This is a genomic window from Streptomyces sp. NPDC001852 (genome assembly GCF_042891825.1).
Classification (GTDB): Bacteria; Actinomycetota; Actinomycetes; order Streptomycetales; family Streptomycetaceae; genus Streptomyces.
Genome location: NZ_JBIATN010000018.1, coordinates 1 through 25,956, shown reverse-complemented (window position 1 = coordinate 25,956; position 25,956 = coordinate 1). Strand labels below are relative to the sequence as shown.

Genomic DNA, 25,956 nt, shown 5'->3' with positions numbered 1-25,956 from the left:
GGGTGCAGGATGGACGCATGGTCAGCTCCGCACACCGGGCCCTCGACGGCTTCTCACCCGCGACCCGCGGCTGGTTCACGGGGGCGTTCTCCGCGCCCACCGCGGCCCAGGCCGGCGCGTGGCAGGCCATCGGTGCGGGCTCGGACGTGCTGGTGGTGGCCCCGACCGGCTCGGGCAAGACGCTGGCCGCGTTCCTCGCCGCCCTGGATCAGCTGGCCTCGACCCCGCCCCCGGCCGACCCGAAGAAACGCTGCCGGGTGCTCTATGTCTCCCCGCTGAAGGCCCTCGCGGTCGACGTCGAGCGCAATCTCCGCAGCCCGCTGACCGGCATCCGCCAGGAGTCCGTGCGCCTGGGCCTGCCCGAGCCCGAGGTCCGGGTCGGTATCCGCTCCGGCGACACCCCGGCCGCCGAGCGGCGCGCGCTGTCCACCCGCCCGCCGGACATCTTGATCACCACCCCCGAGTCACTGTTCCTGATGCTTACCTCGGCCACGCGCGACGCGCTGACGGGCGTGGAGACGGTGATCCTGGACGAGGTGCACGCGGTCGCGGGTACCAAGCGCGGCGCCCATCTCGCGCTCTCCCTGGAGCGGCTGGACGAGCTGCTGCCGAAGCCGGCCCGCCGGATCGGCCTGTCGGCGACCGTCCGCCCGGTGGACGAGGTGGCCCGGTACCTCTCACCGCGCCGCAAGGTGGAGATCGTCCAGCCGGAGTCCGGCAAGGAGTTCGACCTGTCCGTGGTCGTCCCGGTCGAGGACATGGGCGAGCTGGGCGGCTCCCCCGCGGCGGACGCGGGCGAGGGCGCGGAGCGGCCGTCGATCTGGCCGCATGTGGAGGAGCGGATCGCCGACCTGGTCCAGTCCCACCGCTCCACGATCGTGTTCGCCAACTCCCGGCGCCTCGCCGAGCGGCTGTGCAACCGGCTCAACGAGATCGCCTACGAGCGGGCGACCGGCGAAACCCTGGACGAGCACCACGCCCCGGCCCAGCTGATGGGCGGCTCGGGCGCGGCCCAGGGCGCGCCCCCGGTGATCGCCCGCGCCCACCACGGCTCGGTCTCCAAGGAGCAGCGCGCCCTGGTCGAGGAGGACCTGAAGGCAGGCCGCCTGCCCGCCGTGGTCGCCACGTCCAGCCTGGAGCTGGGCATCGACATGGGCGCCGTCGACCTGGTCGTGCAGGTCGAGTCCCCGCCCTCGGTCGCCTCCGGGCTGCAGCGCGTCGGCCGCGCGGGACACCAGGTGGGCGCGGTCTCCACCGGCGTCGTCTTCCCCAAGTACCGCGGCGACCTCGTCCAGGCGGCCGTGGTCACCGAGCGGATGCGCTCCGGCTCGATCGAGTCGCTGAAGGTCCCCGCGAACCCGCTGGACGTGCTCGCGCAGCAGTTGGTCGCGATGACGGCGCTGGAGACCTGGCAGTTCGACGACCTGCTCGCCGTGGTCCGTCGTGCGGCCCCCTTCGCGTCGCTGCCCGAGTCGGCGTTCACGGCGGTCCTCGACATGCTCGCGGGCCGCTATCCGTCCGACGCGTTCGCGGAGTTGCGCCCGCGCGTGGTGTGGGACCGCCTGACCGGCGAGATCACCGGCCGCCCGGGCGCCCAGCGCCTCGCCGTCACCTCCGGCGGCACGATCCCCGACCGCGGACTGTTCGGGGTCTTCCTCGCCGGTGCCGACCCCAAGAAGGGCGGCGGCCGGGTCGGCGAGCTCGACGAGGAGATGGTCTACGAGTCCCGGGTCGGGGACGTCTTCACGCTGGGCACGAGTTCCTGGCGCATCGAGGACATCACCCGCGACCGGGTCCTGGTCTCCCCCGCGCCCGGCGTGCCGGGCCGACTGCCCTTCTGGAAGGGCGACCAGCTGGGCCGCCCCCTCGAACTGGGCCGCGCAGTGGGCGCGTTCCTGCGCGAGGTCGGCGCGCTGCCCAGGGACGACGCCCGGCTTCGGCTGCTGGCGGCCGGCCTCGACGCCTGGGCGGCGGACAACGTGCTGTCGTACCTGGACGAACAGCGCGAGGCCTGCGGCCACGTCCCGGACGACCGCACGATCGTCGTGGAGCGGTTCCGCGACGAGCTCGGCGACTGGCGGGTCGTCGTCCACTCCCCCTTCGGCGCCCAGGTGCACGCCCCCTGGGCCCTGGCGCTCGGCGCCCGACTGTCCGAGCGGTACGGCATGGACGCGCAGGTCATGCATGCCGACGACGGCATCGTGCTGCGCCTGCCCGACGCCGACCTGATGGGCCTGGACCTGCTCGACCAGGCACCGATGAAGGCCGGCACGGAGTACGACAGCGACCAGGCGCCCGTCGGCGCTGCGGACGTCGCCTTCGACAAGGGCGAGGTCGACCAGATCGTCACCGACCAGGTCGGCGGCTCCGCCCTGTTCGCCTCCCGGTTCCGCGAGTGCGCCGCCCGCGCGCTGCTGCTGCCGCGCCGCAACCCCGGCAAGCGCACCCCGCTGTGGCAGCAGCGCCAGCGCGCCGCCCAACTGCTCCAGGTGGCGAGCGAGTTCGGCTCCTTCCCGATCGTCCTGGAGGCCGTCCGCGAGTGCCTCCAGGACGTCTTCGACGTCCCCGGGCTCACGGAGCTGATGGGTGACATCGAGTCCCGCCGGGTGCGCCTGGTCGAGGTCACCACGCCGGAGCCGTCCCCGTTCGCCCGCTCCCTGCTGTTCGGGTACGTCGCCCAGTTCCTGTACGAGGGCGACTCCCCGCTCGCCGAGCGCCGCGCCGCCGCGCTGTCCCTGGACTCCCGGCTGCTGGCCGAGCTGCTGGGCCAGGCGGAGCTGCGCGAACTGCTCGACGCCGAGGTACTGACCGAGCTGGAGCGGGAGCTGCAGTGGCTCACCGAGGACCGCCGGGTCAAGGACGTGGAGGGCGTGGCCGATGTCCTGCGGCTGCTCGGCCCGCTGACCGACGCCGAGCTGGTGGCCCGGGGCGCGGATCCGCAGTGGGCGCGCGAACTGGCCGGAGCCCGCCGGGCCATCAAGGTCCGGATCGCCGGCGCCGACCACTGGGCGGCGGTCGAGGACGCGGGCCGGCTGCGCGACGCGCTCGGCACGGCACTGCCGGTCGGTGTGCCCGAGGCGTTCACCGAGCCGGTCAAGGATCCCCTGGGCGATCTCCTCGCCCGCTACGCGCGCACGCACGGCCCGTTCACCTCGGCCACGGCCGCGGCCCGCTTCGGCCTGGGCGTGGCGGTCACCGAGGGCGCCCTGCAGCGGCTCGCCGCGAACGGCCGGGTCGTCCAGGGCGAGTTCCACCCGGCGGGCATCGGCCAGGAGTGGTGCGACGCGGCCGTACTGCGCCGCCTGCGCCGCCGCTCCCTGGCGGCCCTGCGCCATGAGCTGGAGCCCGCGCCACCGGCCGCGCTCGCCCAGTTCCTGCCGCAGTGGCAGCACATCGGCAAGGGGCACGGCCTGCGCGGCATCGACGGACTGGTGCGCGCCGTCGAGCAGTTGCAGGGCGCCTCCGTGCCGGCCTCCGCGCTGGAGAAGCTGGTCCTGCCCTCCCGCGTGGCGAACTACACGCCCTCGATGCTCGACGAGCTCACCGCCGCCGGCGAAGTGGTGTGGGCCGGCGCGGGTGCCCTGCCCGGCAAGGACGGCTGGGTCTCCCTCTATCTGGCGGACGCGGCCCCCCTGCTGCTGCCGACGCCCCACCCCCTCGAGCTCACCGCGGTCCACCAGTCCGTGCTGGACGCGCTCTCCGGCGGCTATGGCCTGTTCTTCCGTCAGATCGCCGACCAGGTCCGTGCCACCATCCATCCCGACGCGACCGACCCCCAACTCGCCGACGCCCTCTGGGACCTGGCCTGGTCGGGCCGACTGACCAACGACACTCTCGCACCGATGCGCTCCCTGCTCGGCTCGGGCCGCACGGCGGGCTCGACCGCCCACCGCGCCAAGCGTGCCGTCCCACGCGGGCGCTACGGCTCCCTGACGGCCGCCGCCCGCACCGCGTCCCGTAGCGGCCCGCCGACGGTGGCCGGCCGCTGGTCACTGCTCCCGGCAGCGGAGCCGGACGCCACCGTGCGCGCCCACGCGCTGGCCCGCACCCTGCTGGACCGGCACGGCGTGGTCACCCGCGGGGCGGTCGCGGCGGAGGGGATCGAGGGCGGCTTCTCGGCGGTGTACCGGGTGCTGTCCGCGTTCGAGGAGAGCGGCCAGGCACGGCGCGGCTATGTGGTCGAGGGCCTGGGCGCGGCCCAGTTCGCCATGGACGGCGCGGTGGACCGGCTCCGCGCGGTGTCCAACGCCCGCGAACGCGGCGAGGGCCTGACCGCCGCGGACCCCCGAAGCGGCTTCCCGGGCGTCTCGAACGGCTTTGCCGCACCGGCGTTCCCGGACGACTTCGGCGGGAGCAACGGCCCACCCCACGCGCACCCCCTCCCCGGCGCCTTCGAAGGGTCGGACGCCGGCTTCGCCCATCCCGGGCTCGACGGCGACTTCACCTGGCCGCCGGCGGACCCCCCGTCCGCCCCCGGCGACTATGTCTCGCCCCGCGACCTCCCCGACCCCTTCGCCTCCCCCGGCTACGGCGGCCCCCGAGGAGGCGGAGCGGGCGCCTACGGCTCACCGGCGCTCCGGGGGTACGGCAGCGGTCGTACGAGCACGGCCTCACCCGACCCGCGTGCCGTGGTCCTCGCCGCGGCCGATCCCGCCAACGCCTACGGCGCGGCCCTGTCCTGGCCCGACCCGCCGACCGAGGCCGGGCACAAGCCGGGCCGCAAGGCGGGCTCGCTGGTCGTCCTGGTGGAGGGCGAGCTGACGCTGTACATGGAGCGCGGCGGCAAGACCCTGCTGGCCTGGCCCTCCGGCCCGGACACTCCGCCCCCGGACGACCCCCGTCTCGGTACGGCCGCGGAGGCCCTTGCCGCGGCCGCCCGCGCGGGCTCCCTCGGCACGGTCACGGTCGAGCGGATCAACGGCGAACAGGCACTGACCTCGCCCATAGGTACCCTTTTCGAAGCAGCGGGCTTCGTGGCCACGCCACGCGGACTGCGGCTGAGAGCGTGACGCTCCGCTGGGTGCCGCGAAGTGCGGAGGCGCCTCGAAGCGTGGAGGTGCCGCGATGTGCCGTCTTTCGTCCGCGGCGCCGTCGTGACCGGTCGCACCCACGCCGGGGCGGCCGCATGCCCGCCGCACCCGGCCGTGGCACCCTTGACCCATGCCCGAAGGTGACACGGTCTGGCAGGCCGCGAAGCGGCTGCACGAGGCCCTCGCGGGCAAGGTGCTGACCCGCAGCGACTTCAGGGTGCCGCGGTACGCGACGGTCGATCTCACGGGTCGTACGGTGCTCGGCACGGTCCCGCGCGGCAAACACCTGCTCACCCGGTTCGAGGGTGGCCTGACCCTGCACACGCATCTGCGGATGGAGGGCACCTGGAAGGTGTACGGCACCGGCGAACGCTGGCGGGGCGGCCCCGGACACCAGATCAGGGCGATCCTCGGCACCGCCGACCGCACGGCCGTGGGCTACCGGCTCCAGGTCATGGAGTTGCTGCGCACGAGCGAGGAGGAGCAGGTCGTCGGCCATCTGGGCCCCGACCTGCTCGGCCCGGACTGGGATCCCGAGCGCGCCCTCGCCAACCTCCTCGCCGACCCCGCCCGCCCGCTCGGCGAGGCCCTGCTCGACCAGCGCAACCTCGCAGGTATCGGGAACATCTACAAGAGCGAGCTGTGCTTCCTGCTGGGTGTCACCCCGTGGCTGCCGGTCGGCATGCTGCCCGCGGACCGCGCCGAGAAGTTGCCCGCGCTCGCCAAGAGACTCCTGGAGGCGAACCGCGACCGCCCCGTGCGCCAGACCACGGGCCTGCACCGGCACGACCTGTTCGTCTACGGCCGCGCACCCCGCCCCTGCCTGCGCTGCCGCACCTCGATCCGCTTGGCCGACCAGGGCGACGGCTCCCGGGAACGCCCTACCTACTGGTGCCCCACCTGCCAGACGGGCCCCGCCCCGGTCCCCGGCTCACCACAGCACCGGCGAGACCGCCCTCCTCCCCGCCGCACCACCTGACGCCCACCGCTCCGTCCGATGCCCCGACGACAGCCGATTCGCACCCCGTGCGCACCTGTGGTCGTGCCCCGGTGCACGCGGCAAGCGCAATCCACCCCGACCAATTGACGACCCGTCAGAAATGCTCGTACCGTCGCTGCATGCCTCTCACGGCGTACGACCTCACCGGGCGCACCGCATTCGTCACCGGAGCCGCCGGCGGTATCGGCCGGGCCTCCGCCGTTCTGCTCGCCGAGGCGGGGGCGACGGTGCACTGCGCCGACCGGGACGGCGACGGCCTGCAGGGCACGGCGGAGCTGATCGAGAAGCGCGGCGGCACGGCCCGTACCCACGTCCTGGACGTCACCGACCGGGCCCGGCTGGCGGAGGCCGTCCGGTCCTGCGAGCGCCTGGACGTGATGGCGGCGATCGCCGGGATCATGCACAGCAGCCCCGTGCTGGAGACCCGCGACGAGGACCTCGACCGGGTGCTGAACGTCAACTTCAAGGGCGTGCTGTACGCCTGTCAGGAGGCGACCCGCTTGATGCTGGCCCGTGCGACGCGCGGCAGCATCGTCACCATGGCCTCCGGCGCGATCGACACCGGCGGCCACGGGCTGCTCTGCTACAGCGCCGCGAAAGCGGCCGTGGTGCAGCTCACCAAGACGCTGGCCGGCGAGGTCGGCCGGCACGGCATCCGGGTCAACGCGATCGCCCCGGGCTGGATCCGGACCCCGATGACCGACCGCCACGACCGCGAGGCGCAGGCGCACACCGAGGGCGTGATGGCCCGGATGGCGCCACTCGGCCGGGTCGGCGAGCCCGACGACGTCGCACACGCGGTGCTGTACCTGGCGTCGGACGCCTCGGCGTTCACCACAGGTCAGATACTTCGCCCTAACGGGGGCGTGGCGATGCCCTGGTAGCGTCCCGCACCCGCCAGGCGGCCCCCCACCGCCCCTTCGGCACGGCTCCCACGGCCTGTCCCCTGGGGACGCAGTGCACGGGCAGCAGGCTCAGCCCCCACCCGCCGGCCGCGACGGCGCCTTCCAGCACACCCGCGCCCTGCCCCAGGGCGATCCGCAGCACGGCCCACCACCACACGGCTGCGAGCCCCAGTCCGACTGCCCAGCGCGCTGCCCGTCCCACCATGGCCGCCACCACCTCCTGGGGGACGCTAGACCGCCGCCCGCCCGACACGGGAGGCGCACCGAGGGCTCACGGATGCAGCGGCCGAAGCAGCCCGTGTGGCGATCGAGGACCGGCCGCGAGCGAATCGCTCACGCGTTCTCGGCCTGGAACATCCAGTGATGCTTCTCCAGATCCGCCGTGATCCCGATGAAGATGTCCTGGGACACCGGATCCGGCTCCCCCGTCGCGGCCACCCTCTCCCGCATCCGGGTGATCACGGCGCCGAGTGCGTCCACCATCGCCCGGACCGCGTCGCCGTCCTTGATCCAGCCGGCCGGAGTGGTGCCGATGCCGGTGCCGGAGGCCACCGTGGCGGCGCGCCCGTCCGGCGGTACGCCCAGGGCCGAGGCCCGCTCGGCCACGGTGTCGGAGTGGGTGCGCGCCGAGGCGACGACCTCGTCGAGCTGGAGGTGGATGGAGCGGAAGCGGGGCCCGACGATGTTCCAGTGGATCTGCTTGGCGACCAGGGAGAGGTCCACCAGGTCGACGAGGGCGCCCTGCAGGGCCTCGGCCACGGTTTTCAGGTCCGCGTCCGCCAACGGGCTCTTCACGACGTACATCCGCTTCCTCCGGTGCTTCGGCGCCGTCACGTCCCTCCACCATGACCGCCTCGCCCAACACCGGCAAACGGACGCAAAAGCGACACACATCACACATGCGAGCGGCAAAGCGAAAAACCCGGCCGACGCTCCAGGTGTCCCTGGAACGGCCGACCGGGGCCTCACACGTATCGGTTGGCTAAGCCGCGCACGCGTACGTCACGCGGCAACCACGTCCACCGCCCCGGCGGGTGCCTTGATGGTCACCCGTTCCGGTGGCACACCGGTCACCGAGACGGAACCCAGGACCGGGCGGACCGGCGTGGGCACGGGCTCGGTGGCCGCGGCGGACTGCGCCAGTTCGGCGAGCGCCAGCTCGTCGCTCACTTCTCGCATGAGTTCCGACATCCGTACGTCCAGCGCGTCGCAGATGGCGGAGAGCAGCTCGGAGGAAGCCTCCTTCTGCCCCCGCTCCACCTCGGAGAGATAGCCGAGTGAGACTCGGGCGGACGAGGAGACTTCGCGCAGAGTACGGCCCTGGCGTTGGCGCTGCCGACGCAGCACGTCACCCAGCAGGCGACGGAGCAGAATCATCGGTGGCTCCCTCCTCGGACCGCGTAGCCGCATCCTTCTCGCCCCACCGTACCGCCTCGCGCTGCGGCCGTGCGGGGAGCGATGTCGTGTTCACTCAGGGCTGCAAACATCAAAACCCCCCGTTCCGTTCCGTATCCTGTGCCCGCTCATTACCGGTCTGTTCGCCCGCAAGCTGCTCGAGGAGCGCTGCGAGTACGCTCCGTACACTCTCCATACGAATTTCCGCACGGCTGCCGTTCAACCGCAGGGCCTCCACTTTTCCGCCACCGGCAGAACCGGGGCGGTCGGTGAACGGCCCGTCGACGGCCACGAAGACCGTCCCGACGGGCTTGCCGTCCTGGGGTTCGGGGCCGGCCACTCCGGTGGTCGCGATGCCCCAGTCGGCGCCCAGCGCCTTGCGTGCGCCGGCTGCCATCTGGCCCGCGACGTGCGGGTCCACCGCTCCTCGCTGTGCCAGCAGGGTTGCGTCGACGCCGAGCAGCCCGTGCTTCAGCTCGGTGGCGTAGGCCGTGACCGAACCCCGGAACACCTTGGACGCTCCGGGGACCGAGGTGATCTCCGCCGCCACCAGGCCACCGGTGAGCGACTCGGCAACAGCGAGGGTCTGGCCCCTCACGGTCAGTAGTCGCACCAGTTCGGTGGCCTGTGAGCTCACGCTTCCTTCTCCTCCAACGCCGCCGCGCGCTCGGCGATTCCCCGCCTGCGCAGCACAATGGCTTGTCTCACGTAGTCGAGTCCGGTGACGACGGTGAGGACGACCGCCACGGCCATCACCCAGAACCTCAGCGTGGCCAGCCATCCCGTCAGCGCCAGGACGTACATCCCGACCGCCACCCCCTGGGTGAGGGTCTTGAGCTTGCCCCCGCGGCTGGCCGGGATCACGCCGTAGCGAATGACCAGAAAACGCAGCAGCGTGATGCCGAGTTCCCGGCCGAGGATCACGGCCGTCACCCACCACGGCAGATCGCCCAGGGCCGACAGACAGATCAGCGCCGCCCCCATGATCGCCTTGTCGGCGATGGGGTCGGCGATCTTCCCGAAGTCGGTGACCAGGTTGTAGGTGCGCGCCAGATGCCCGTCGAACAGGTCGGTGATCATGGCGATGGCGAAGGCCGCCCAGGCCAGTGAGCGCCAGGCCGGGTCGTAGCCGCCGTTGGCCAGCATCAGCGCCACGAAGCCGGGCACCAGGACCAGCCGGAGCATGGTCAGCAGATTGGCCACGTTCCAGACGCTGGCCTGGTTGACGGCCGCGGCCGCGATCTTTCCGCCGCGCGCGGACCTGCCGCCGTTGTCGGGACCTGGAGCAGAACCGGAGACCTCGGACCGAGCGCCGTCGGCAGCGGCGGCGGAACCCCGGGCGCCGTGCGCGCCGGAGGAGCCACCCGCGGCGGATGCCGGGACTCCGGTCATCTGCCCGCCTCCTCACTACACGCGGGCGAGCCGGTCAGCGGCTCGGCCACCAGGTCGACACCTTCCGTACCGACCACCTTCGCCTCGACCATACGTCCGACACTCAGGCCCGCGCCGCTCGTGAGCAGGACCTGGCCGTCGGTCTCGGGCGCCTGGTGTTCGGCACGGCCGTACACGCCCTCTTCCTCGTCGGCCGACTCGACCAGGACGCGCACGGTGTCGCCGACGCGCTCCTCGGCGCGCTGGGAGACGAGCTCCTCCGCGAGCCGGGACACCCGGGCCAGGCGCTCGGCCACGAGGTCCTCGTCGAGCTTGTGGTCGTAGGTCGCCGCCTCCGTGCCCTCCTCGTCGGAGTAGCCGAAGACACCGATGGCGTCCAGGCGGGCGCCGTTCAGGAAGCGCTCCAGCTCGGCCAGGTCCGCCTCGCTCTCGCCGGGGAAGCCGACGATGAAGTTGGAGCGCACGCCGGCCTCGGGCGCCTTGGAGCGGATCGTGTCGAGCAGCTCCAGGAAGCGGTCGGTGTCGCCGAAGCGACGCATGGCACGCAGCACGCCGGGCGCGGAGTGCTGGAAGGACAGGTCGAAGTACGGGGCGACCTTGGGGGTGGAGGTCAGCACGTCGATCAGGCCCGGGCGCATCTCGGCCGGCTGCAGGTAGCTCACCCGCACCCGCTCGATGCCGTCGACCTCGGCCAGCTCGGGCAGCAGGGACTCCAGCAGGCGGATGTCGCCGAGGTCCTTGCCGTAGGAGGTGTTGTTCTCGGAGACCAGCATGATCTCCTTCACGCCCTGCTCGGCCAGCCACCGCGTCTCGTTCAGCACGTCGCTGGGACGGCGGGAGACGAAGGAGCCCCGGAAGGACGGGATGGCGCAGAAGGAGCAGCGCCGGTCGCAGCCGGAGGCGAGCTTCACCGACGCGACCGGGGCGCCGTCGAGGCGGCGGCGCAGGGGTGCGCGGGGGCCGGATGCGGGTGCCACACCCTCCGGGAGGTCGGCGGGGCCGTGCCCGGGCAGGGCGACGGACGCGGCCGATTCCTGCCGGTCGGCCGGGCTGATCGGGAGCAGCTTGCGGCGGTCGCGCGGGGTGTGGGAGGCGTGGATGCCGCCGGACAGGATGGTCTGCAGGCGGTCGGAGATGTCCGCGTAGTCGTCGAAGCCGAGCACGCCGTCGGCCTCGGGCAGCGCCTCGGCCAGCTCCTTGCCGTACCGCTCGGCCATGCAGCCCACCGCCACGACGGCCTGGGTTCTCCCATGGTCCTTGAGGTCGTTGGCCTCGAGGAGGGCGTCGACGGAGTCCTTCTTCGCGGCCTCGACGAAGCCGCACGTGTTGACCACGGCGACGTCGGCGTCCGCGGCGTCCTCGACGAGCTGCCAGCCGTCCGCCTCCAAACGGCCTGCGAGCTCCTCCGAGTCCACCTCGTTACGGGCGCAGCCGAGTGTGACGAGTGCGACGGTACGGCGTTCAGGCATGGGCTCAAGAGTACTTCGTCTCACTGACAGCCCACGTCGACGGGGTTGGCCGACCCCGTCACATCCGTTCCGCACGGGGACGGTCTACCCCGCGACGGGGTCGCCCTTGGTGTAGGTCAGGCGCTGCACCTGGCCCGGCTGGAAGTTGTCGTCGATCTTCTTGCCGTTGACGTACAGCTCGATCGCTCCGGCGTCGCCGAGGATCAGGTTGATCTTTGTGCTGTCCTGGAAGGTCTTGGACTCGCCCTTCGTCAGCAGCCCGTCGAAGAGCATTCGGCCGTTGTGGTCCTTGGCCGAGATCCAGCTGCGGCCGTTGGGCGCACTGACCTGGACGGTCACCTTGTCCTGGGGCGCGGCGGCGATGGCGCTGTCGGAGGGTGCGGCGCTCGGCGTGGCCGGCTTGTTCCTCGTCGGGCTGGGTGAGGCGGACTTGTGCGCGGCGGACGTACTGGCACCTCCAGCGACCTGCGACTTCGCATCGTTTCCGGAGTCGCTGCCCTTGACCGCGGTGAAGCCGACGAAGCCGATCACCACGACGATCGCGGCGACCATGGCGGCGGTCCAGTTCGGTCCGCGCCGCTCGGGCCGGATCCGCTCGGCCTCGAACAGGGGGGCTGCCGGCGTGGGGGCGGGACGGCCGCCGTGCTCGGCGTCGTACTGGGCGATCAGGGGCGCGGGATCGAGGTGGACGGCCTTGGCCAGCGTGCGGATGTGCCCGCGGGCGTACACAGCGCCGCCGCAGGGGGCGAAGTCGTCCGCCTCGATGGCATGGATGATGCTTATACGGACACGAGTGGCGGTGCTGACGTCGTCCACGGTGAGCCCGGCCGCGATCCGCGCCTGCTGCAGGGCGCGGCCCACGGAGACACGGGCTTCCTGGGACTCGTCTTGGAACGGACGCTCGTCTTCAGGGGAGTTGCCGATGGACACGGGGGCGCCTTTCGAGCGTGTAGCCACCTGTGCTGGAAGCTCAGTCTAGGGGGGGTACGAAAGGGTGGGGCAACCGGGCGGTCGGACTTTGTACACCATAGGAATGGCCGGACATTCCTATGATTGGACAGGCAGGTACCCCATGGTGGGACGCCCAACTGTCCTTTCGCTCAACTGGACGTACGACAAAGGGAAACGGTTGCCCGTCCTTCTCTAACGGGTGGATCACGACGATGCCGCAGTAACCGTCATCCGCCGGACGACCCTTCGCCCTTCGCCGCCTACTCTCCAGACTCCCCGCGAATCATGGCGAGCACGCCGTCCAGCTCGTCAGGCTTCACAAGAACGTCACGTGCCTTGGATCCCTCGCTCGGGCCCACGATGTTGCGGGACTCCATGAGGTCCATGAGCCGCCCGGCCTTGGCGAAGCCGACGCGCAGCTTGCGCTGGAGCATGGACGTCGACCCGAACTGGGTGGAGACGACCAGCTCGGCCGCCTGGCACAGCAGGTCGAGGTCGTCGCCGATGTCCTCGTCGATCTCCTTCTTCTGCTTGCTGCCGACCGTGACGTCGTCCCGGAAGACCGGCGCCATCTGGTCCTTGCAGTGCTGGACGACGGCCGCGACCTCGGCCTCGGTGACGAACGCGCCCTGCATACGGGTCGGCTTGTTCGCGCCCATCGGCAGGAACAGGCCGTCGCCCTTGCCGATCAGCTTCTCGGCGCCGGGCTGGTCGAGGATGACCCGGGAGTCGGCGAGCGAGGAGGTGGCGAAGGCCAGCCGGGAGGGCACGTTGGCCTTGATCAGACCGGTGACCACGTCGACCGACGGGCGCTGGGTGGCGAGCACCAGGTGGATGCCGGCCGCGCGCGCGAGCTGGGTGATGCGCACGATCGCGTCCTCGACGTCACGCGGGGCGACCATCATCAGGTCGGCCAGCTCGTCCACGATCACCAGCAGGTACGGGTACGGCTGCAGCTCGCGCTCGCTGCCCTCGGGCGGCTTGACCGTGCCCTCGCGGACGGCCCGGTTGAAGTCGTCGATGTGCCGGTAGCCGTACGCCGCGAGGTCGTCGTAGCGCAGGTCCATCTCGCGTACGACCCACTGCAGGGCCTCGGCGGCCCGCTTGGGGTTGGTGATGATCGGCGTGATCAGGTGCGGGATGCCCTCGTAGGCGGTCAGCTCGACGCGCTTGGGGTCGACCAGGATCATCCGGACGTCCTCCGGGGTCGCCCGCATCATGACCGAGGTGATCAGGCAGTTGATGCAGGACGACTTGCCGGAACCGGTCGCACCGGCGACCAGCATGTGCGGCATCTTCGCCAGCGAGTGCATCACGTACCCGCCCTCGACGTCCTTGCCGAAGGCGACCAGCATCGGGTCGTCGTCCTCGGCGGACTCCGCGAGGCGCAGGACGTCGCCGAGGTTGACCATCTCCCGGTCGGTGTTCGGGATCTCGATGCCGACCGCGGACTTGCCGGGGATCGGGCTGATGATCCGCACGTCCGGGCTGGCGACGGCGTACGCGATGTTCTTGGTCAGCGCGGTGATCCGCTCGACCTTCACGGCGGGGCCGAGCTCGACCTCGTAGCGGGTGACCGTCGGGCCGCGGGTGAAGCCGGTGACGGCGGCGTCGACCTTGAACTCGGTGAAGACCTGGGTGAGCGAGGCGACGACGGCGTCATTGGCCTCGCTGCGCGCCTTGCCGGGGCCGCCGCGGGTGAGGAGGTCCAGCGACGGCAGCGAGTAGGTGATGTCCCCCGACAGCTGGAGCTGCTCGGCGCGCGGCGGCAGGTCGCGCGGCTCCTCGGGGGCCTTCTTGGTCAGGTCGGGGACGACCCCGGCCGTGAGCTTCTCCTGCTTGGGGCGCGCGGCCGGGACCGGTGAGGCCGCGGACGCGGGGGTCGGTACGGGTGTCGTCTCCTCGCGGTCGCCGACGCTGACGCCCTGGGTGAGGTCGGCCACCAGCGGGGACGGTGGCATGCCGTGCAGCACCGCGCCGTCCAGCGCCGCGGCGGCGGCCGCCGCGACGTCCACGGCGTCCATCCGGCGCTGCTGCAGATCCGGCTGGGGCACTGCGGAGCGCCTGCGGCGGCCACGGCGCTGCGAGAGGGCCTCCTCCTCGGCGCTGTCGGGGTCGTACGCCTGGGGGGCGGACTGGCGCTTACGGGGGCGCGCGGGCAGCGCCTCACGCCACTGCTCGTCATAGCGCGCGTCGTCCTCGGAGTACTCCTCCGTCTCGTGGTCGTGCAGCACGCCCAGGCGCACGCCGAGCGCCCGCAGTCGCTGCGGGACGGCGTTGACCGGGGTGGCGGTCACCACGAGCAGCCCGAAGACCGTCAGCAGCACCAGCAGCGGTACCGCGAGCACGTCGGTCATGCTGTACGTCAGCGGCGTGGCCGCCGCCCAGCCGATGAGGCCGCCGGCGTCCCTTATGGCCTGCATGCCGTCGCTGCGCGCGGGTGAGCCGCACGCGATGTGGACCTGCCCGAGCACGCCGATGACGAGCGCGGACAGGCCGATCACGATCCGTCCGTTGGCCTCGGGCTTCTCCGGGTGCCGGATGAACCGTACGGCGATCACCGCGAGCAGTATCGGCACCAGCAGGTCGAGACGGCCGAAGGCGCCGGTGACGAGGATCTCCACGAGGTTGCCGACGGGACCCTTCAGGTCGGCCCAGGTGCCGGCGGCGACGATCAGCGCGATGCCGAACAGCAGCAGTGCGATGCCGTCCTTGCGGTGGGCCGGATCGAGGTTCCTCGCGCCCTGCCCTATGCCGCGGAAGATGGCGCCGACGGCGTGCGCGAGGCCCAGCCAGAGGGCGCGCACAAGCCGGTACACGCCCCCGGTGGGGCTGGGCGCCGGCTTCGGCGGCGCGGCCTTTCCGGCCGCGGCCTTCTTGGCGGGCGCCTTCTTGGCCGGGGCCTTCTTCGCTGCGGCCTTCTTCGCCGGAGCCTTCGAGGGAGCGGCCGCCTTCTTCGCGGGCTGCTTCTTGGCTGCGGAGGGACGTGAGGCCATGGGTGTGAGGTTACCGGGGGAGACGACAGCGGACACGTGTGCCCACAGCTTCACCCGTTCGTGTCGCCCTTGACGCGGACCGGAACTGACGCACGCTCATGGGCAACCGCCACCTGGGCGTATGTCAGTTCTGCGCCGGCACCGACGAGCCACCGGGGCCGGCGCCCGGCTCCAGGGCGTCGAGCGCGCGCCGCAACCCGGTGAGTTTGCGCTCCAGATGGGCCGCCGTGGCCACCGCGGCCGCGTCCGCCGAATCGTCGTCCAGCTGCTTGGACAGCGCCTCGGCCTGCTCCTCCACGGCCGCGAGCCGCGCGGACAGCTCGGCGAGCAGCCCGGCGGACTCCTTGCCGCCGACCCCGCCCTTGCCGCCGCCCTCCAACTGCAGCCGCAGCAGCGCCGCCTGCTCCCGCAGCTGGCAGTTCTTCATGTACAGCTCGACGAACACCGAGACCTTCGCTCGCAGCACCCACGGGTCGAAGGGCTTGGAGATGTAGTCGACCGCACCTGCCGCATAGCCCCGGAAGGTGTGGTGCGGGCCGTGGTTGATCGCTGTGAGGAAGATGATCGGGATGTCCCGGGTCCGCTCGCGGCGCTTGATGTGCGCGGCGGTCTCGAAACCGTCCATGCCCGGCATCTGGACGTCCAGCAGAATGACCGCGAAATCGTCCGTGAGCAGTGCCTTGAGCGCTTCCTCCCCGGACGATGCCCGCACCAGCGTCTGATCGAGCGCCGAGAGGATCGCCTCCAGCGCCAGCAGATTCTCCGGCCGGTCATCGACCAGGAGGATCTTGGCCTTCTGCACCATGGCCCGCCCTCCTCGCCCCGGCGGTACACCGGGCGCCGCCCCAGGGGACGACTCCCTTTCGCCGCCCGTCCTTGTGCCGGTCATCGTAGCCGCACCCCGCCTGTCGCCACACCCTGTCACCGCGATGTCACTGTGCACGTACCGGAAACGCGGCGGGGGCCGGGATGGTTCCCGGAATCCTGCATTCCCATACGTACCCTCGCCACCTTAGGTGGTTCGTCCGCCATCACCTCAAGGGGGCAACTCCCGACCCACGCCAAGGGTTCCCGGGGTGTTCACAACCCAGTGGCCGGATCTCGTCACTTCCCACCCATCCACTGCTGCATCACGGCCAGCAGATGATCCGGGTCGACCGGCTTGGTCACGTAGTCCGAGGCTCCGGACTCGATGGCCTTCTCCCGGTCGCCCTTCATCGCCTTCGCGGTCAGCGCGATGATCGGCAGCCCGGCGAACTGCGGCATCCTGCGGATCGCCGTGGTCGTCGCGTACCCGTCCATCTCCGGCATCATGATGTCCATCAGCACGACCGCCACGTCGTCGTGCTGCTCCAGCACCTCGATGCCCTCGCGGCCGTTCTCGGCGTACAGCACCGACAGGCCGTGCTGCTCGAGGACGCTGGTCAGAGCGAACACGTTACGGATGTCGTCGTCGACGATCAGCACCTTCTCGCCGCCGAACCGCACCCCGCGCGCGGACAGCGGCACGCCCTCCTGGTCGGGCACGGCCGCCCAGTGCTCCGGCCGCTGCTCGCCCTGCGGCAGACCCCGGCGCCGGCGCCGGAAGAGCGCCGCCGGGCCGTTCTGCGTCTCCCGGTACGACTTCACCTCGGCCGGGGTCTCGATCTCCACGGCGGACAGCTCCGAGGACTGCTCCGTCCGGGAGGCGACCAGCTCGCCGGCCTCCAGCGGGGGCACGGACTGCTGGTAGCCCTGGGGCGGCAGCTCGCTGGGATGCAGCGGCAGGTACAGCGTGAACGTCGAGCCGCGGCCCGGTTCGCTCTGTGCGTGGATCTCACCGCCGAGCAGCTGCGCGATCTCCCGGGAGATCGACAGGCCGAGGCCGGTGCCGCCGTACTTGCGGCTGGTCGTGCCGTCCGCCTGCTTGAACGCCTCGAAGATCACCCGCATCTTGCTGGCCGCGATGCCGATGCCGGTGTCCGTCACCGAGAACGCGATCAGCGGTGCGTCCGGATCGGTCAGTGAGCCGGCCTCCAGCAGCTGCTCCCGGATGCCCACCGGCACGTCGGCGCCGGCCGGCCTGATCACCAGCTCCACCGACCCGGAGTCGGTGAACTTCACCGCGTTCGACAGCAGGTTGCGCAGCACCTGCAGCAACCGCTGCTCGTCGGTGTGCAGTGTCGCGGGCAGCTCCGGGGAGACCCGTACGGACAGGTCCAGGCCCTTCTCGGCCGTCAGCGGACGGAAGGTGGCCTCCACGTAGTCCACGAGCTGGACGAGCGCGATACGCGTCGGGGAGACGTCCATCTTGCCCGCCTCGACCTTCGACAGGTCGAGGATGTCGTTGATCAGCTGGAGCAGGTCGGAACCGGCGCCGTGGATGGTCTCGGCGAACTCCACCTGCTTCGGCGAGAGGTTGCCCTCGGCGTTGTCGGCGAGCAACTTGGCCAGAATCAGCAGCGAGTTGAGCGGCGTACGCAGCTCGTGCGACATGTTGGCGAGGAACTCGCTCTTGTAGCGCATCGACACCGCGAGCTGCTCGGCGCGCTCCTCCAGGACCTGCCGGGCCTCCTCGATCTCGGTGTTCTTCACCTCGATGTCGCGGTTCTGCCGGGCCAGCAGCTCGGCCTTCTCCTCCAGTTCGGCGTTGGAGGCCTGCAGCGCCTTCTGCCGGTTCTCCAACTCGGCGGAGCGCTCCCTCAGTTGCTCGGTCAGCTCCTGCGACTGCTTCAGCAGCTGCTCGGTCTTGGTGTTGACCGAGATGGTGTTGACGCTCGTCGCGATCATCTCGGCGATCTGGTTGAGGAAGTCCTTCTGGATCTGCGTGAACGGTGTGAAGGAGGCCAGCTCGATCACACCGAGCACCGTGCCCTCGAACAGCACCGGCAGCACGATCACCTGCGCCGGCGGGGCCTCGCCGAGCCCGGAGGAGATCTTCAGATAGCCGCTGGGCGCATTCTCCACCAGGATCGTGCGCTTCTCCTCCGCGGCCGTGCCGACCAGCGCCTCACCGGGCCGGAACGACGTCGGCATGGAGCCCATCGAGTAGCCGTACGAGCCCAGCATGCGCAGCTCGTAGTTGTCCTCGCCGTCGCCGCCGTCCTTGCCCTCCTCCATGAGCGGCATCGCCACGAAGAACGCGCCGTGCTGCGCGGACACCACCGGCGTAAGCTCGCTCATGATCAGCGAGGCCACGTCCTCCAGGTCCCGGCGGCCCTGCATGAGACCGGAGATACGGGCCAGGTTGCCCTTGAGCCAGTCCTGCTCCTTGTTGGCGATCGTGGTGTCGCGCAGGTTGGCGATCATCTTGTTGATGTAGTCCTGCAGTTCCTGGATCTCGCCGGACGCGTCGACGTCGATCTTCAGGTTCAGGTCGCCGCGGGTCACCGCGGTCGCCACGCGCGCGATGGCACGTACCTGCCGGGTCAGGTTCCCGGCCATCTCGTTCACCGACTCGGTCAGGTCCCGCCAGGTGCCGTCGACGTCACGCACGCGTGCCTGGCCGCCGAGCTGCCCCTCCGTGCCCACCTCGCGGGCCACGCGCGTGACCTCCTCGGCGAAGCTGGACAGCTGGTCAACCATGGTGTTGATCGTCGTCTTCAGCTCAAGGATCTCGCCGCGCGCGTCAATGTCGATCTTCTTGGTCAGGTCACCCTTGGCGATGGCCGTGGTGACCATGGCGATGTTGCGCACCTGACCGGTCAGGTTGGACGCCATCTGGTTCACGGACTCGGTGAGGTCCTTCCAGGTGCCGGCCACACCCGGTACGTGCGCCTGGCCGCCCAGGATGCCGTCCGTACCCACCTCGCGGGCCACCTTGGTGACCTGGTCCGCGAACGAACTCAGCGTCTTCACCATGATGTTGATGGTGTCGGCGAGCTGAGCGACCTCACCGCGCGCCTCGATCGTCACCTGGCGGGTCAGGTCGCCGTTGGCGACGGCCGAGGCGACCTGGGAGATGTTCCGCACCTGCATGGTCAGGTTGTTGGCCATCAGGTTGACGTTGTTGCTCAGGTCCTTCCAGATACCGGTGACGCCCGGCACGGTCGCCTGGCCGCCCAGGATGCCCTCGGTGCCCACCTCACGGGCCACCCGGGTCACCTGCTCGGCGAAGCTGGACAGCTGATCAACCATGGTGTTGACCGTCGTGACGAGCTCAAGGATCTCACCCTTGGCGTCAACAGTGATCTTCTTCGACAGGTCACCCTTGGCGACCGCCGTCGTGACCTCGGCGATGTTGCGCACCTGGATCGTCAGGTTGTTCGCCATGAAGTTCACGGACTGCGTGAGGTCCTTCCAGGTGCCCGAGACACCCTGGACCTCGGCCTGACCGCCGAGGATGCCCTCCGTACCCACCTCACGGGCCACACGCGTGACCTCCTGGGCGAACGACGACAGCTGGTCCACCATCGTGTTCAGCGTGTTCTTCAGCTCCAGGATCTCCCCGCGCGCATCCACGGTGATCTTCTGGGAGAGGTCACCGCGCGCCACGGCCGTCGCGACCTGAGCGATGTTGCGCACCTGGGCCGTCAGGTTGCCGGCCATGCCGTTCACGGAGTCGGTCAGGTCACGCCACACACCGGCCACACCGGGCACCTGGGCCTGACCGCCGAGCCGGCCCTCCGTACCCACGTCCCGGGCCACCCGGGTCACCTGGTCGGCGAAGGCGGACAGCTGATCAACCATCGTGTTGATCGTGTTCTTCAGCTCAAGAATCTCACCGCGCGCGTCAACGTCGATCTTCTGCGACAGGTCACCACGCGCCACGGCCGTCGTCACCTGGGCGATCTGCCGCACCTGCGACGTCAGGTTGCCGGCCATGAAGTTGACGGAGTCCGTCAACTCCTTCCAGGTGCCCGACACGCCGTCCACCCGGGCCTGACCGCCGAGCCGGCCCTCCGTACCCACGTCCCGGGCCATCCGCGTGACCTGGTCGGCGAAGCTCGACAGCTGGTCCACCATCGTGTTCACGGTGTTCTTCAGCTTGAGCATCTCGCCGGAGACGTCGACGGTGACCTTCTGGGAGAGGTCGCCGTTGGCCACCGCCGTGGTCACCTGGGCGATGTTGCGCACCTGCCCGGTGAGGTTGCGGAATGCAGTGTTGACGGAGTCGGTCAAGTCCTTCCATGCGCCGGCGGCACCGGGCACCTGCGCCTGGCCGCCCAGCTCACCCTCGACACCGATCTCCCGCGCGACCCGTGTCACCTCCGCACCGAACGCCGACAGCTGGTCCACCATCCCGTTGACGGTGTTCTTCAGCTCCAGCATCTCGCCGGCCACGTCGACGGTGACCTTCTGCGACAGGTCACCGTTGGCCACGGCTGTCGTCACGGTGGCGATGTCCCGCACCTGGGTGGTGAGGTTCCGGAAGACCGTGTTGACCGAGTCGGTCAGGTCCTTCCAGGTACCGGCGGCACCCGGCACGTTCGCCTGCCCGCCGAGCCGGCCCTCCCCGCCGACCTCGTTCGCCACGCGCGTGACCTCGTCCGCGAAGATCCGCAGCGTCTCGGTCATCTGGTTGATCGTCTCGGCGAGCTGCGCCACCTCGCCGCGCGCCGGAACCGTCACCTTCTGCGACAGATCACCATTGGCGACAGCGGTCGTGACCTGCGAGATCCCACGGACCTGCGCGGTCAGGTTGCCCGCCATCGTGTTGACGGAGTCGGTCAGCTCCTTCCACACACCGGCCACACCGGGCACCTGCGCCTGACCGCCCAGGATGCCCTCGGTGCCCACCTCACGGGCGACGCGGGTCACCTCGACGGAGAAGGACGACAGCTGCTCCACCATCGTGTTGACGGTGTTCTTCAGCTCCAGCATCTCGCCGGCCACCTGCACGGTGACCTTGCGTGACAGGTCACCCCGGGCCACCGCCGTCGTCACCAGCGCGATGTCACGCACCTGGGCGGTCAGCTGCCGCGCCATGGTGTTGACGGACTCGGTGAGATCCTTCCATGAACCGGACATACCGCGCACCCGGGCCTGACCACCGAGCTTGCCCTCGGTGCCGACCTCGCTGGCCACGCGCGTGACCTCGTCCGTGAACGTCGACAGCTGGTCGACCAGGTTGTTGACGGTACGGCCGACCTTCAGGAACTCGCCCCGCAGCGGATGCCCGGTGGCGCCGTCCAGAGCCTGCGTCCGCAGCTCCATGCGCGGCGACAGATCACCCTCGGCAACCCCCGTGAGCACCCGGCCGACCTCCGAGACCGGCCACACGAGATCGTCGACCAGCGCGTTGGAGGCGTCGATCGCGGACGCCCAGGAGCCCTCACAGGCCCCCTTCTCCAGCCGTTCCGTGAGCTTTCCCTCACGCCCCACCATGCGGCGCACCCGGGACAGCTCACCGGTGAGATGCAGGTTTCGGTCGGCCACCTCGTTGAAGACGGCCGCGATCTCCGACATCACACCGTCGCCGGAGACGGTGAGCCGCTTGCGGAAGTTCCCGTCGCGCATCGAGACGAGAGCCGCCAGCAGCCGGTTCAGGGCAGCCGTGTCCACGGTGGTGGTGTCGCCGCGCCTGCCCAGGGACGGTCCGCCTTTCGCGCGCGTCTTCGTGCCACGCGTCGCCGCGCCAGACTCCACTGTGTCCCTCCCGGAGGGGTAGACCGTTACTGCTGTGCTCGGCCGCTTCGGCCCGGAGTGCCGCTGATCGGCATACCGGTTACGTCCGCGTACCCGTTACTGCTGCGTATTTCTGCCAGACGAGATCCGGCCACACCAGAGGCTGCTGCCCGCCGTACACGGAATGCACGCAGGCCGACCCGACCTTCATCAGAAGCTTGCCCAGTGTTTCACCCCGCCCGAACCAGGCCATAACAGTTCGGCAGCTTCGCACATCGTCCGCACACCCTGGGGGGTAAACACCGGCGACCGGCATCCGCTCGGACGGCGAAGGTAAGTAACCTTGCATGCGGCTGTCCAGCCGCACCGGTCCGACCGGCTTGGGCGGTGGCACGAGAACGAGCGGGCATCGGAGGGGCGGCCGCAGACATGACCACCGGAGTCATCCCCGGGGAACAGCCCCCGGAGCCACAGCCGACGGGCGAGCTGATGCCGCAGCAGCGGCGCGAGCCGGCCGGCCACGCAGCCCTGCACGTAGACAACCGGCCGAGGAGTTCTGTGATCACCGCGCGCGCGGCCGCCACCTTCGAGCCCGTGGGGCGGTCGGTCGCGACCGCCCGCTCCTTCGTCCGCGACACCCTCCAGGGCTGGGGCTTCGCCGACATCGTCGACGACGCCGTGGTCCTCACCAGCGAACTGGTGACCAACGCGGTCGTCCATGCGGGCACGCACGCGGACGTCCTGTGCCTGCGCACCGAGGACGGTGTGCGCATCGAGGTCTCCGACCGCTACCCCGAACGCGAGGTCCCCCTCCAGAGCAGCCCGGCCACGATGGGCAGCCCCGACCGCGAGGGCGGCCGCGGCCTGCAGCTGTGCGCGGCCCTGGCCACCCGCTGGGGCGTCGACTACACACCCACCCACAAGCACGTCTGGTTCCAGCTCAACCTGCCCGAACGTCCGGTCGGCACCCGTACGGCAGGCCCGTCCCTGCCCGCCGAACTGCTCCCGCTGGCCGACGGCCGGGTCCGCGTCGCCGTCCTTCAGGTCGACCGAAAGGGGGCCATCACCTCCTGGAACGAGGACGCCGAAGAACTGTTCGGCTATCCGGCCGCCGAGGTCATCGGCAGGCCCCTCACCGAACTGGCGGCCTGGCCGCACACCCCCGGCACCAGCACCGGCGTGGCCGAGGCCCTGCAGCTCTCCCGCTGGGAGGGCAGCTACGGCATCCGCGGCGCCGACGGCCGGGTGGCCCCGGTCTACGCCTCCCACCTCAGGGTCCGCGACACCGGCGGCGAACCCTCCACGGTCTGCCTCCTGGTCCGCGACCACGAGCGCGCCGTGCTCCAGACCCCGTCGCGCGTCCCGGCCGGCGACCAGAGCACGTCCGCCGACGGCCAGAGCACCGACCCCTTCGAGGTCTTCATCGGCTCCCCCGCCCCGGACGACCTCGACGGCCTCCTGCAGCGCACCGTGGAGCGCGCCCGCGACATGCTCGACGGCGACTCCGCCTTCCTGCTGCTGGCCACCGACGACGAGACCGAGCTGGAGGTCCGCGCCTCCACCGGCCTGCCCTCCGCCCGCCAGCGCTTCGCGCGCGTGCCCGTCGAAGCAGGCCCCGGCCGCTACGGCTCCGCGCGCATGCCGGCCGTCCACGACGACCTCACCTCCGTCCCCGGTGCCGTACCACTGCTCGCCGGCACCGGCATGCGCTCGGTCGTCACGGTCCCGCTGAAGGTCGAGGGCCGCCTCACCGGCTCGCTCGGCGTCGCGGCCGAGGCCCCGGGCCGGTACTCCAACGAGGAGGCCCTGCGCCTGCAGTTCGCCGCCGACCGGATCGCCCTGGCCGTCGAGTCGGCCCGCCTGGGCGAGCTGGAGCGGCTGCGCCGCGGCTCCCTGAGCTTCCTGGTCGAGGCCTCCGACCTGCTGGCCGGCACCCTGGACCGCGACCAGACGCTGGCCCTGATGGCCCAGATGACGGTCCCCACGCTGGCCACCTGGTGCGCCGTCTATACGATCGCCGACCAGGCCTCCGAGCCGTATCTGTCGTACGTCCTGCACGAGGACGAGGAACTCATCGACGGCATCAAGTCGCTGCTGTCGAAGGTCCCCCCGCCGGATCCGGTACCGACCCCCGGCGCCCGCGTCTGGACGGCCCCCGGCGAGGTCGCCCACCGCGCGGCCCTGCGCAGCTCCATGCGCAGCCTCGGCCTCTCCGGCGGACCCACCCGCCAGATCTCCTCGGGCATCGGCCCGACCCTCGCCACGGCCTCCGCGGTCGGCGGTGAGACGGTCGTCCTGCCGCTCGTGGCCCGCAACCGCGTCATCGGCATGCTCACCCTCGGCAAGCCCACCGACGAACACTTCCGCCAGGAAATCCTCGAGCTGGCCGAGGACCTCTCCCGCCGGGCCGCACTCGCCCTGGACAACGCCCGCCTGTACTCGGAGCGCACGGCCATCAGCCAGTCCCTCCAGCGCAGCCTGCTCCCGCCGGGCCTGCCGCAGATCGACGGCGTCGAGGTGGAGGTCATCTACCGCGCGGCCGGCGAGGGCAACGAGGTCGGCGGCGACTTCTACGACCTCTTCCCGATCGGCAACGGCGCCTACGGCTTCGCCATCGGCGACGTCTGCGGTACGGGCCCGAACGCGGCGGCGGTCACCGGCCTCGCCCGGCACGCGCTGCGCCTGCTGGCCCGCGAGGGCCTCTCCGGACCGGCCGTCCTGCAGCGCCTGAACTCCGCGATCCTCGACGAGGGCGACCGCAGCCGCTTCCTGACTCTCCTCTACGGCGAGATGCGCCCGCAGGAGGACGGCAGCGCCGAGCTGAAGGTGGTCTGCGCCGGCCACCCGCTTCCGCTGCGCCTGCGCCAGGACGGCACGGTGACGCCGGCCGCCGAACCGCAGCCGCTGCTGGGTGTGATCGAGGACCTGGAGCTGCACGAGGAGACCGTCACCCTCGACCCCGGTGACGTGCTGCTCTGCGTCACGGACGGCGTCACGGAACGCCGTGAGGGCACACGCATGCTGGGCGACGACGGCCTCGCCGACGTGCTCACGACCTGCACCGGTCTGACGGCGGGCGCGGTCGCCGCACGCATCATGCGGGCGGTGGAACGCTTCGCGTCCGACGCCCCGTCGGACGACATGGCGATCCTGGCGATGCGCGTCCCGGGAATCCACAAGGACGCATGAGGCGGCGTCAAACAGAAAGAAGGCCCCACCCGGAAGGGTGAGGCCTTTTTACTGGAGCCCCCAAACGGAATCGAACCGTTGACCTTCTCCTTACCATGGAGACGCTCTGCCGACTGAGCTATAGGGGCCTGTCCATTTCGAGGTTTCCCTCGCGGCGACGAAGAAACTGTACCCCGGACGGGCCCGAGTTCCCAAATTCGTTCGGAACCCGCTCAGTAGGCAGGCTGCAGCAGTCCGCCGAGCGCATTGCACGCGGACACGATCCGCTGCATCTCCCGCTTGGTGAGCGCTGCGTCCACGGGCAGCGTCAGCGTCTCGTCGGCGGCCAGCTCGGTCTCCGGCAGGGACACGCACCGCCGGAACTCCGGCAGCCGGTGCACGGGCGTCTTGACCGGCACCCGGCACTCAACTCCCTTGGCCCGCAGCGCCATCGCGAAGGCGTCCCGGTCCGGCCGGCCGTTCCCCGGCACCCGCACCACGTACTGCTGGTAGGTGTGCCCGTCACCACCGTCCGGCGTCCGCACGCCCTTGAGCCTGACGTCGAGGTAGGCGGCGCGCTCCCTGCGCTGCGCTATCTCGTCGTACGGCGCCTCGGACTCGCCCTGCTCGAGAACCAGCACACCGTACCGCTGCCCGAGCCCGTGCAACCGCCGCACGTCGGCCCACCGCCCGAAGCGGTGCACGACAACGACCGCTGCGGTACGCGGAGTTACAGCTGCCTCGACAGCGCCGGGGTCGAGGCAGTAGGTCACCGGGTCTATGTCGGCGAACACCGGGAGCGCACCGGCCAGGGTCACGGCCTCGGCGACTTCGACGTTCCCGAAGGCAGGTACGACGACCTCGTCGCCGACGCCGACGCCGGCGGCCCTGAGCATTGCAGCAGTTCCCATGTGCTGGATGCTGGGCGCGCAACGTGAACGACACGTTAAGAACAAAGTAAAAAGGCCGGACTCCGAACCGAAGTTCAGAATCCGACCTTTTTGAAAATTTGTTCGGCGGCGTCCTACTCTCCCACAGGGTCCCCCCTGCAGTACCATCGGCGCTGTGAGGCTTAGCTTCCGGGTTCGGAATGTAACCGGGCGT

At 70.9% G+C, this 25,956-nt stretch carries 14 protein-coding genes, 1 tRNA gene and 1 rRNA gene; 4 read left to right on the top strand and 12 right to left on the bottom strand.

Annotated elements, in window-relative coordinates:
• Nucleotides 1–17 precede the first annotated feature (17 nt).
• From ACFYZB_RS28435 to ACFYZB_RS28425, 3 genes are all read left to right on the top strand, one after another.
• The gene (locus ACFYZB_RS28435; protein WP_388763534.1) at nt 18–5,009 is read left to right on the top strand and encodes an ATP-dependent helicase; all 4,992 of its coding nucleotides are present in this window, start codon (nt 18–20) and stop codon (nt 5,007–5,009) included.
• A 151-nt stretch (nt 5,010–5,160) separates the two neighbouring features.
• Complete coding sequence (locus ACFYZB_RS28430) at nt 5,161–6,009, top strand: Fpg/Nei family DNA glycosylase (protein ID WP_388763532.1); 849 nt, start codon at nt 5,161–5,163, stop codon at nt 6,007–6,009.
• Nucleotides 6,010–6,149: 140 nt separating this feature from the next.
• On the top strand, nt 6,150–6,914 hold the full coding sequence (locus ACFYZB_RS28425) for an SDR family NAD(P)-dependent oxidoreductase (protein ID WP_388763530.1): 765 nt from the start codon (nt 6,150–6,152) through the stop codon (nt 6,912–6,914).
• A 354-nt stretch (nt 6,915–7,268) separates the two neighbouring features.
• Here ACFYZB_RS28425 and ACFYZB_RS28420 read toward each other — a convergent pair whose 3' ends face one another.
• From ACFYZB_RS28420 to ACFYZB_RS28380, 9 genes are all read right to left on the bottom strand, one after another.
• Nucleotides 7,269–7,739 carry a Dps family protein gene (locus ACFYZB_RS28420; RefSeq protein ID WP_388763688.1) on the bottom strand — a complete coding sequence of 157 codons (471 nt, stop codon included), beginning with the start codon at nt 7,737–7,739 and terminating at the stop codon, nt 7,269–7,271.
• Between the two features lie 198 nt (nt 7,740–7,937).
• Nucleotides 7,938–8,312: a helix-turn-helix transcriptional regulator gene (locus tag ACFYZB_RS28415; protein ID WP_351209052.1), complete on the bottom strand. Its 375-nt coding sequence runs from the start codon at nt 8,310–8,312 to the stop codon at nt 7,938–7,940.
• A gap of 109 nt (nt 8,313–8,421) precedes the next feature.
• Nucleotides 8,422–8,967: a CinA family protein gene (locus ACFYZB_RS28410; RefSeq protein WP_388763529.1), complete on the bottom strand. Its 546-nt coding sequence runs from the start codon at nt 8,965–8,967 to the stop codon at nt 8,422–8,424.
• Nucleotides 8,964–9,722 carry a CDP-diacylglycerol--glycerol-3-phosphate 3-phosphatidyltransferase gene (pgsA, locus tag ACFYZB_RS28405; RefSeq protein WP_351209054.1) on the bottom strand — a complete coding sequence of 253 codons (759 nt, stop codon included), beginning with the start codon at nt 9,720–9,722 and terminating at the stop codon, nt 8,964–8,966. Before pgsA ends, ACFYZB_RS28410 begins: the two co-directional genes overlap by 4 nt.
• The gene (rimO, locus tag ACFYZB_RS28400) at nt 9,719–11,191 is read right to left on the bottom strand and encodes a 30S ribosomal protein S12 methylthiotransferase RimO (protein ID WP_388763527.1); all 1,473 of its coding nucleotides are present in this window, start codon (nt 11,189–11,191) and stop codon (nt 9,719–9,721) included. Before rimO ends, pgsA begins: the two co-directional genes overlap by 4 nt.
• Before the next feature lie 84 nt (nt 11,192–11,275).
• Nucleotides 11,276–12,121 (bottom strand): helix-turn-helix domain-containing protein, encoded by an 846-nt coding sequence (locus ACFYZB_RS28395; RefSeq protein WP_388763525.1) that lies wholly within the window; start codon nt 12,119–12,121, stop codon nt 11,276–11,278.
• A 281-nt stretch (nt 12,122–12,402) separates the two neighbouring features.
• A complete protein-coding gene (locus ACFYZB_RS28390; protein WP_388763524.1) occupies nt 12,403–15,138 on the bottom strand; it encodes a DNA translocase FtsK in 2,736 nt (911 codons plus the stop codon).
• Between the two features lie 124 nt (nt 15,139–15,262).
• A complete protein-coding gene (locus tag ACFYZB_RS28385; RefSeq protein WP_351209058.1) occupies nt 15,263–15,943 on the bottom strand; it encodes a response regulator in 681 nt (226 codons plus the stop codon).
• Nucleotides 15,944–16,242: 299 nt separating this feature from the next.
• On the bottom strand, nt 16,243–21,705 hold the full coding sequence (locus ACFYZB_RS28380) for a HAMP domain-containing protein (protein WP_388763522.1): 5,463 nt from the start codon (nt 21,703–21,705) through the stop codon (nt 16,243–16,245).
• A gap of 408 nt (nt 21,706–22,113) precedes the next feature.
• On the opposite strand from ACFYZB_RS28380, the gene ACFYZB_RS28375 reads away from it, so the two are divergent.
• Nucleotides 22,114–24,873, top strand: a complete 2,760-nt coding sequence (locus tag ACFYZB_RS28375; protein WP_351209060.1) for a SpoIIE family protein phosphatase — start codon at nt 22,114–22,116, stop codon at nt 24,871–24,873.
• Between the two features lie 52 nt (nt 24,874–24,925).
• Here the strand turns inward: ACFYZB_RS28375 and ACFYZB_RS28370 are convergent.
• The 3 genes from ACFYZB_RS28370 to rrf all read right to left on the bottom strand — a co-directional run.
• Nucleotides 24,926–25,001, bottom strand: a tRNA-Thr gene (locus ACFYZB_RS28370).
• A gap of 84 nt (nt 25,002–25,085) precedes the next feature.
• Nucleotides 25,086–25,748, bottom strand: coding sequence for a DegT/DnrJ/EryC1/StrS family aminotransferase (locus tag ACFYZB_RS28365; protein ID WP_388763687.1), 663 nt, complete (start codon nt 25,746–25,748; stop codon nt 25,086–25,088).
• Between the two features lie 115 nt (nt 25,749–25,863).
• A 5S ribosomal RNA gene (rrf, locus tag ACFYZB_RS28360) occupies nt 25,864–25,956 on the bottom strand; the annotation flags it as partial.

Bases quoted from the DNA above. Each gene is read 5' to 3' on its own strand.
- ACFYZB_RS28435 (WP_388763534.1), top strand. From the start codon at position 18: ATGGTCAGCTCCGCACACCGGGCCCTCGACGGCTTCTCACCCGCGACC.
- ACFYZB_RS28430 (WP_388763532.1), top strand. From the start codon at position 5,161: ATGCCCGAAGGTGACACGGTCTGGCAGGCCGCGAAGCGGCTGCACGAG.
- ACFYZB_RS28425 (WP_388763530.1), top strand. From the start codon at position 6,150: ATGCCTCTCACGGCGTACGACCTCACCGGGCGCACCGCATTCGTCACC.
- ACFYZB_RS28420 (WP_388763688.1), bottom strand. From the start codon at position 7,739: ATGTACGTCGTGAAGAGCCCGTTGGCGGACGCGGACCTGAAAACCGTG.
- ACFYZB_RS28415 (WP_351209052.1), bottom strand. From the start codon at position 8,312: ATGATTCTGCTCCGTCGCCTGCTGGGTGACGTGCTGCGTCGGCAGCGC.
- pgsA (WP_351209054.1), bottom strand. From the start codon at position 9,722: ATGACCGGAGTCCCGGCATCCGCCGCGGGTGGCTCCTCCGGCGCGCAC.
- rimO (WP_388763527.1), bottom strand. From the start codon at position 11,191: ATGCCTGAACGCCGTACCGTCGCACTCGTCACACTCGGCTGCGCCCGT.
- ACFYZB_RS28390 (WP_388763524.1), bottom strand. From the start codon at position 15,138: ATGGCCTCACGTCCCTCCGCAGCCAAGAAGCAGCCCGCGAAGAAGGCG.
- ACFYZB_RS28385 (WP_351209058.1), bottom strand. From the start codon at position 15,943: ATGGTGCAGAAGGCCAAGATCCTCCTGGTCGATGACCGGCCGGAGAAT.
- ACFYZB_RS28375 (WP_351209060.1), top strand. From the start codon at position 22,114: ATGACCACCGGAGTCATCCCCGGGGAACAGCCCCCGGAGCCACAGCCG.
- ACFYZB_RS28365 (WP_388763687.1), bottom strand. From the start codon at position 25,748: ATGCTCAGGGCCGCCGGCGTCGGCGTCGGCGACGAGGTCGTCGTACCT.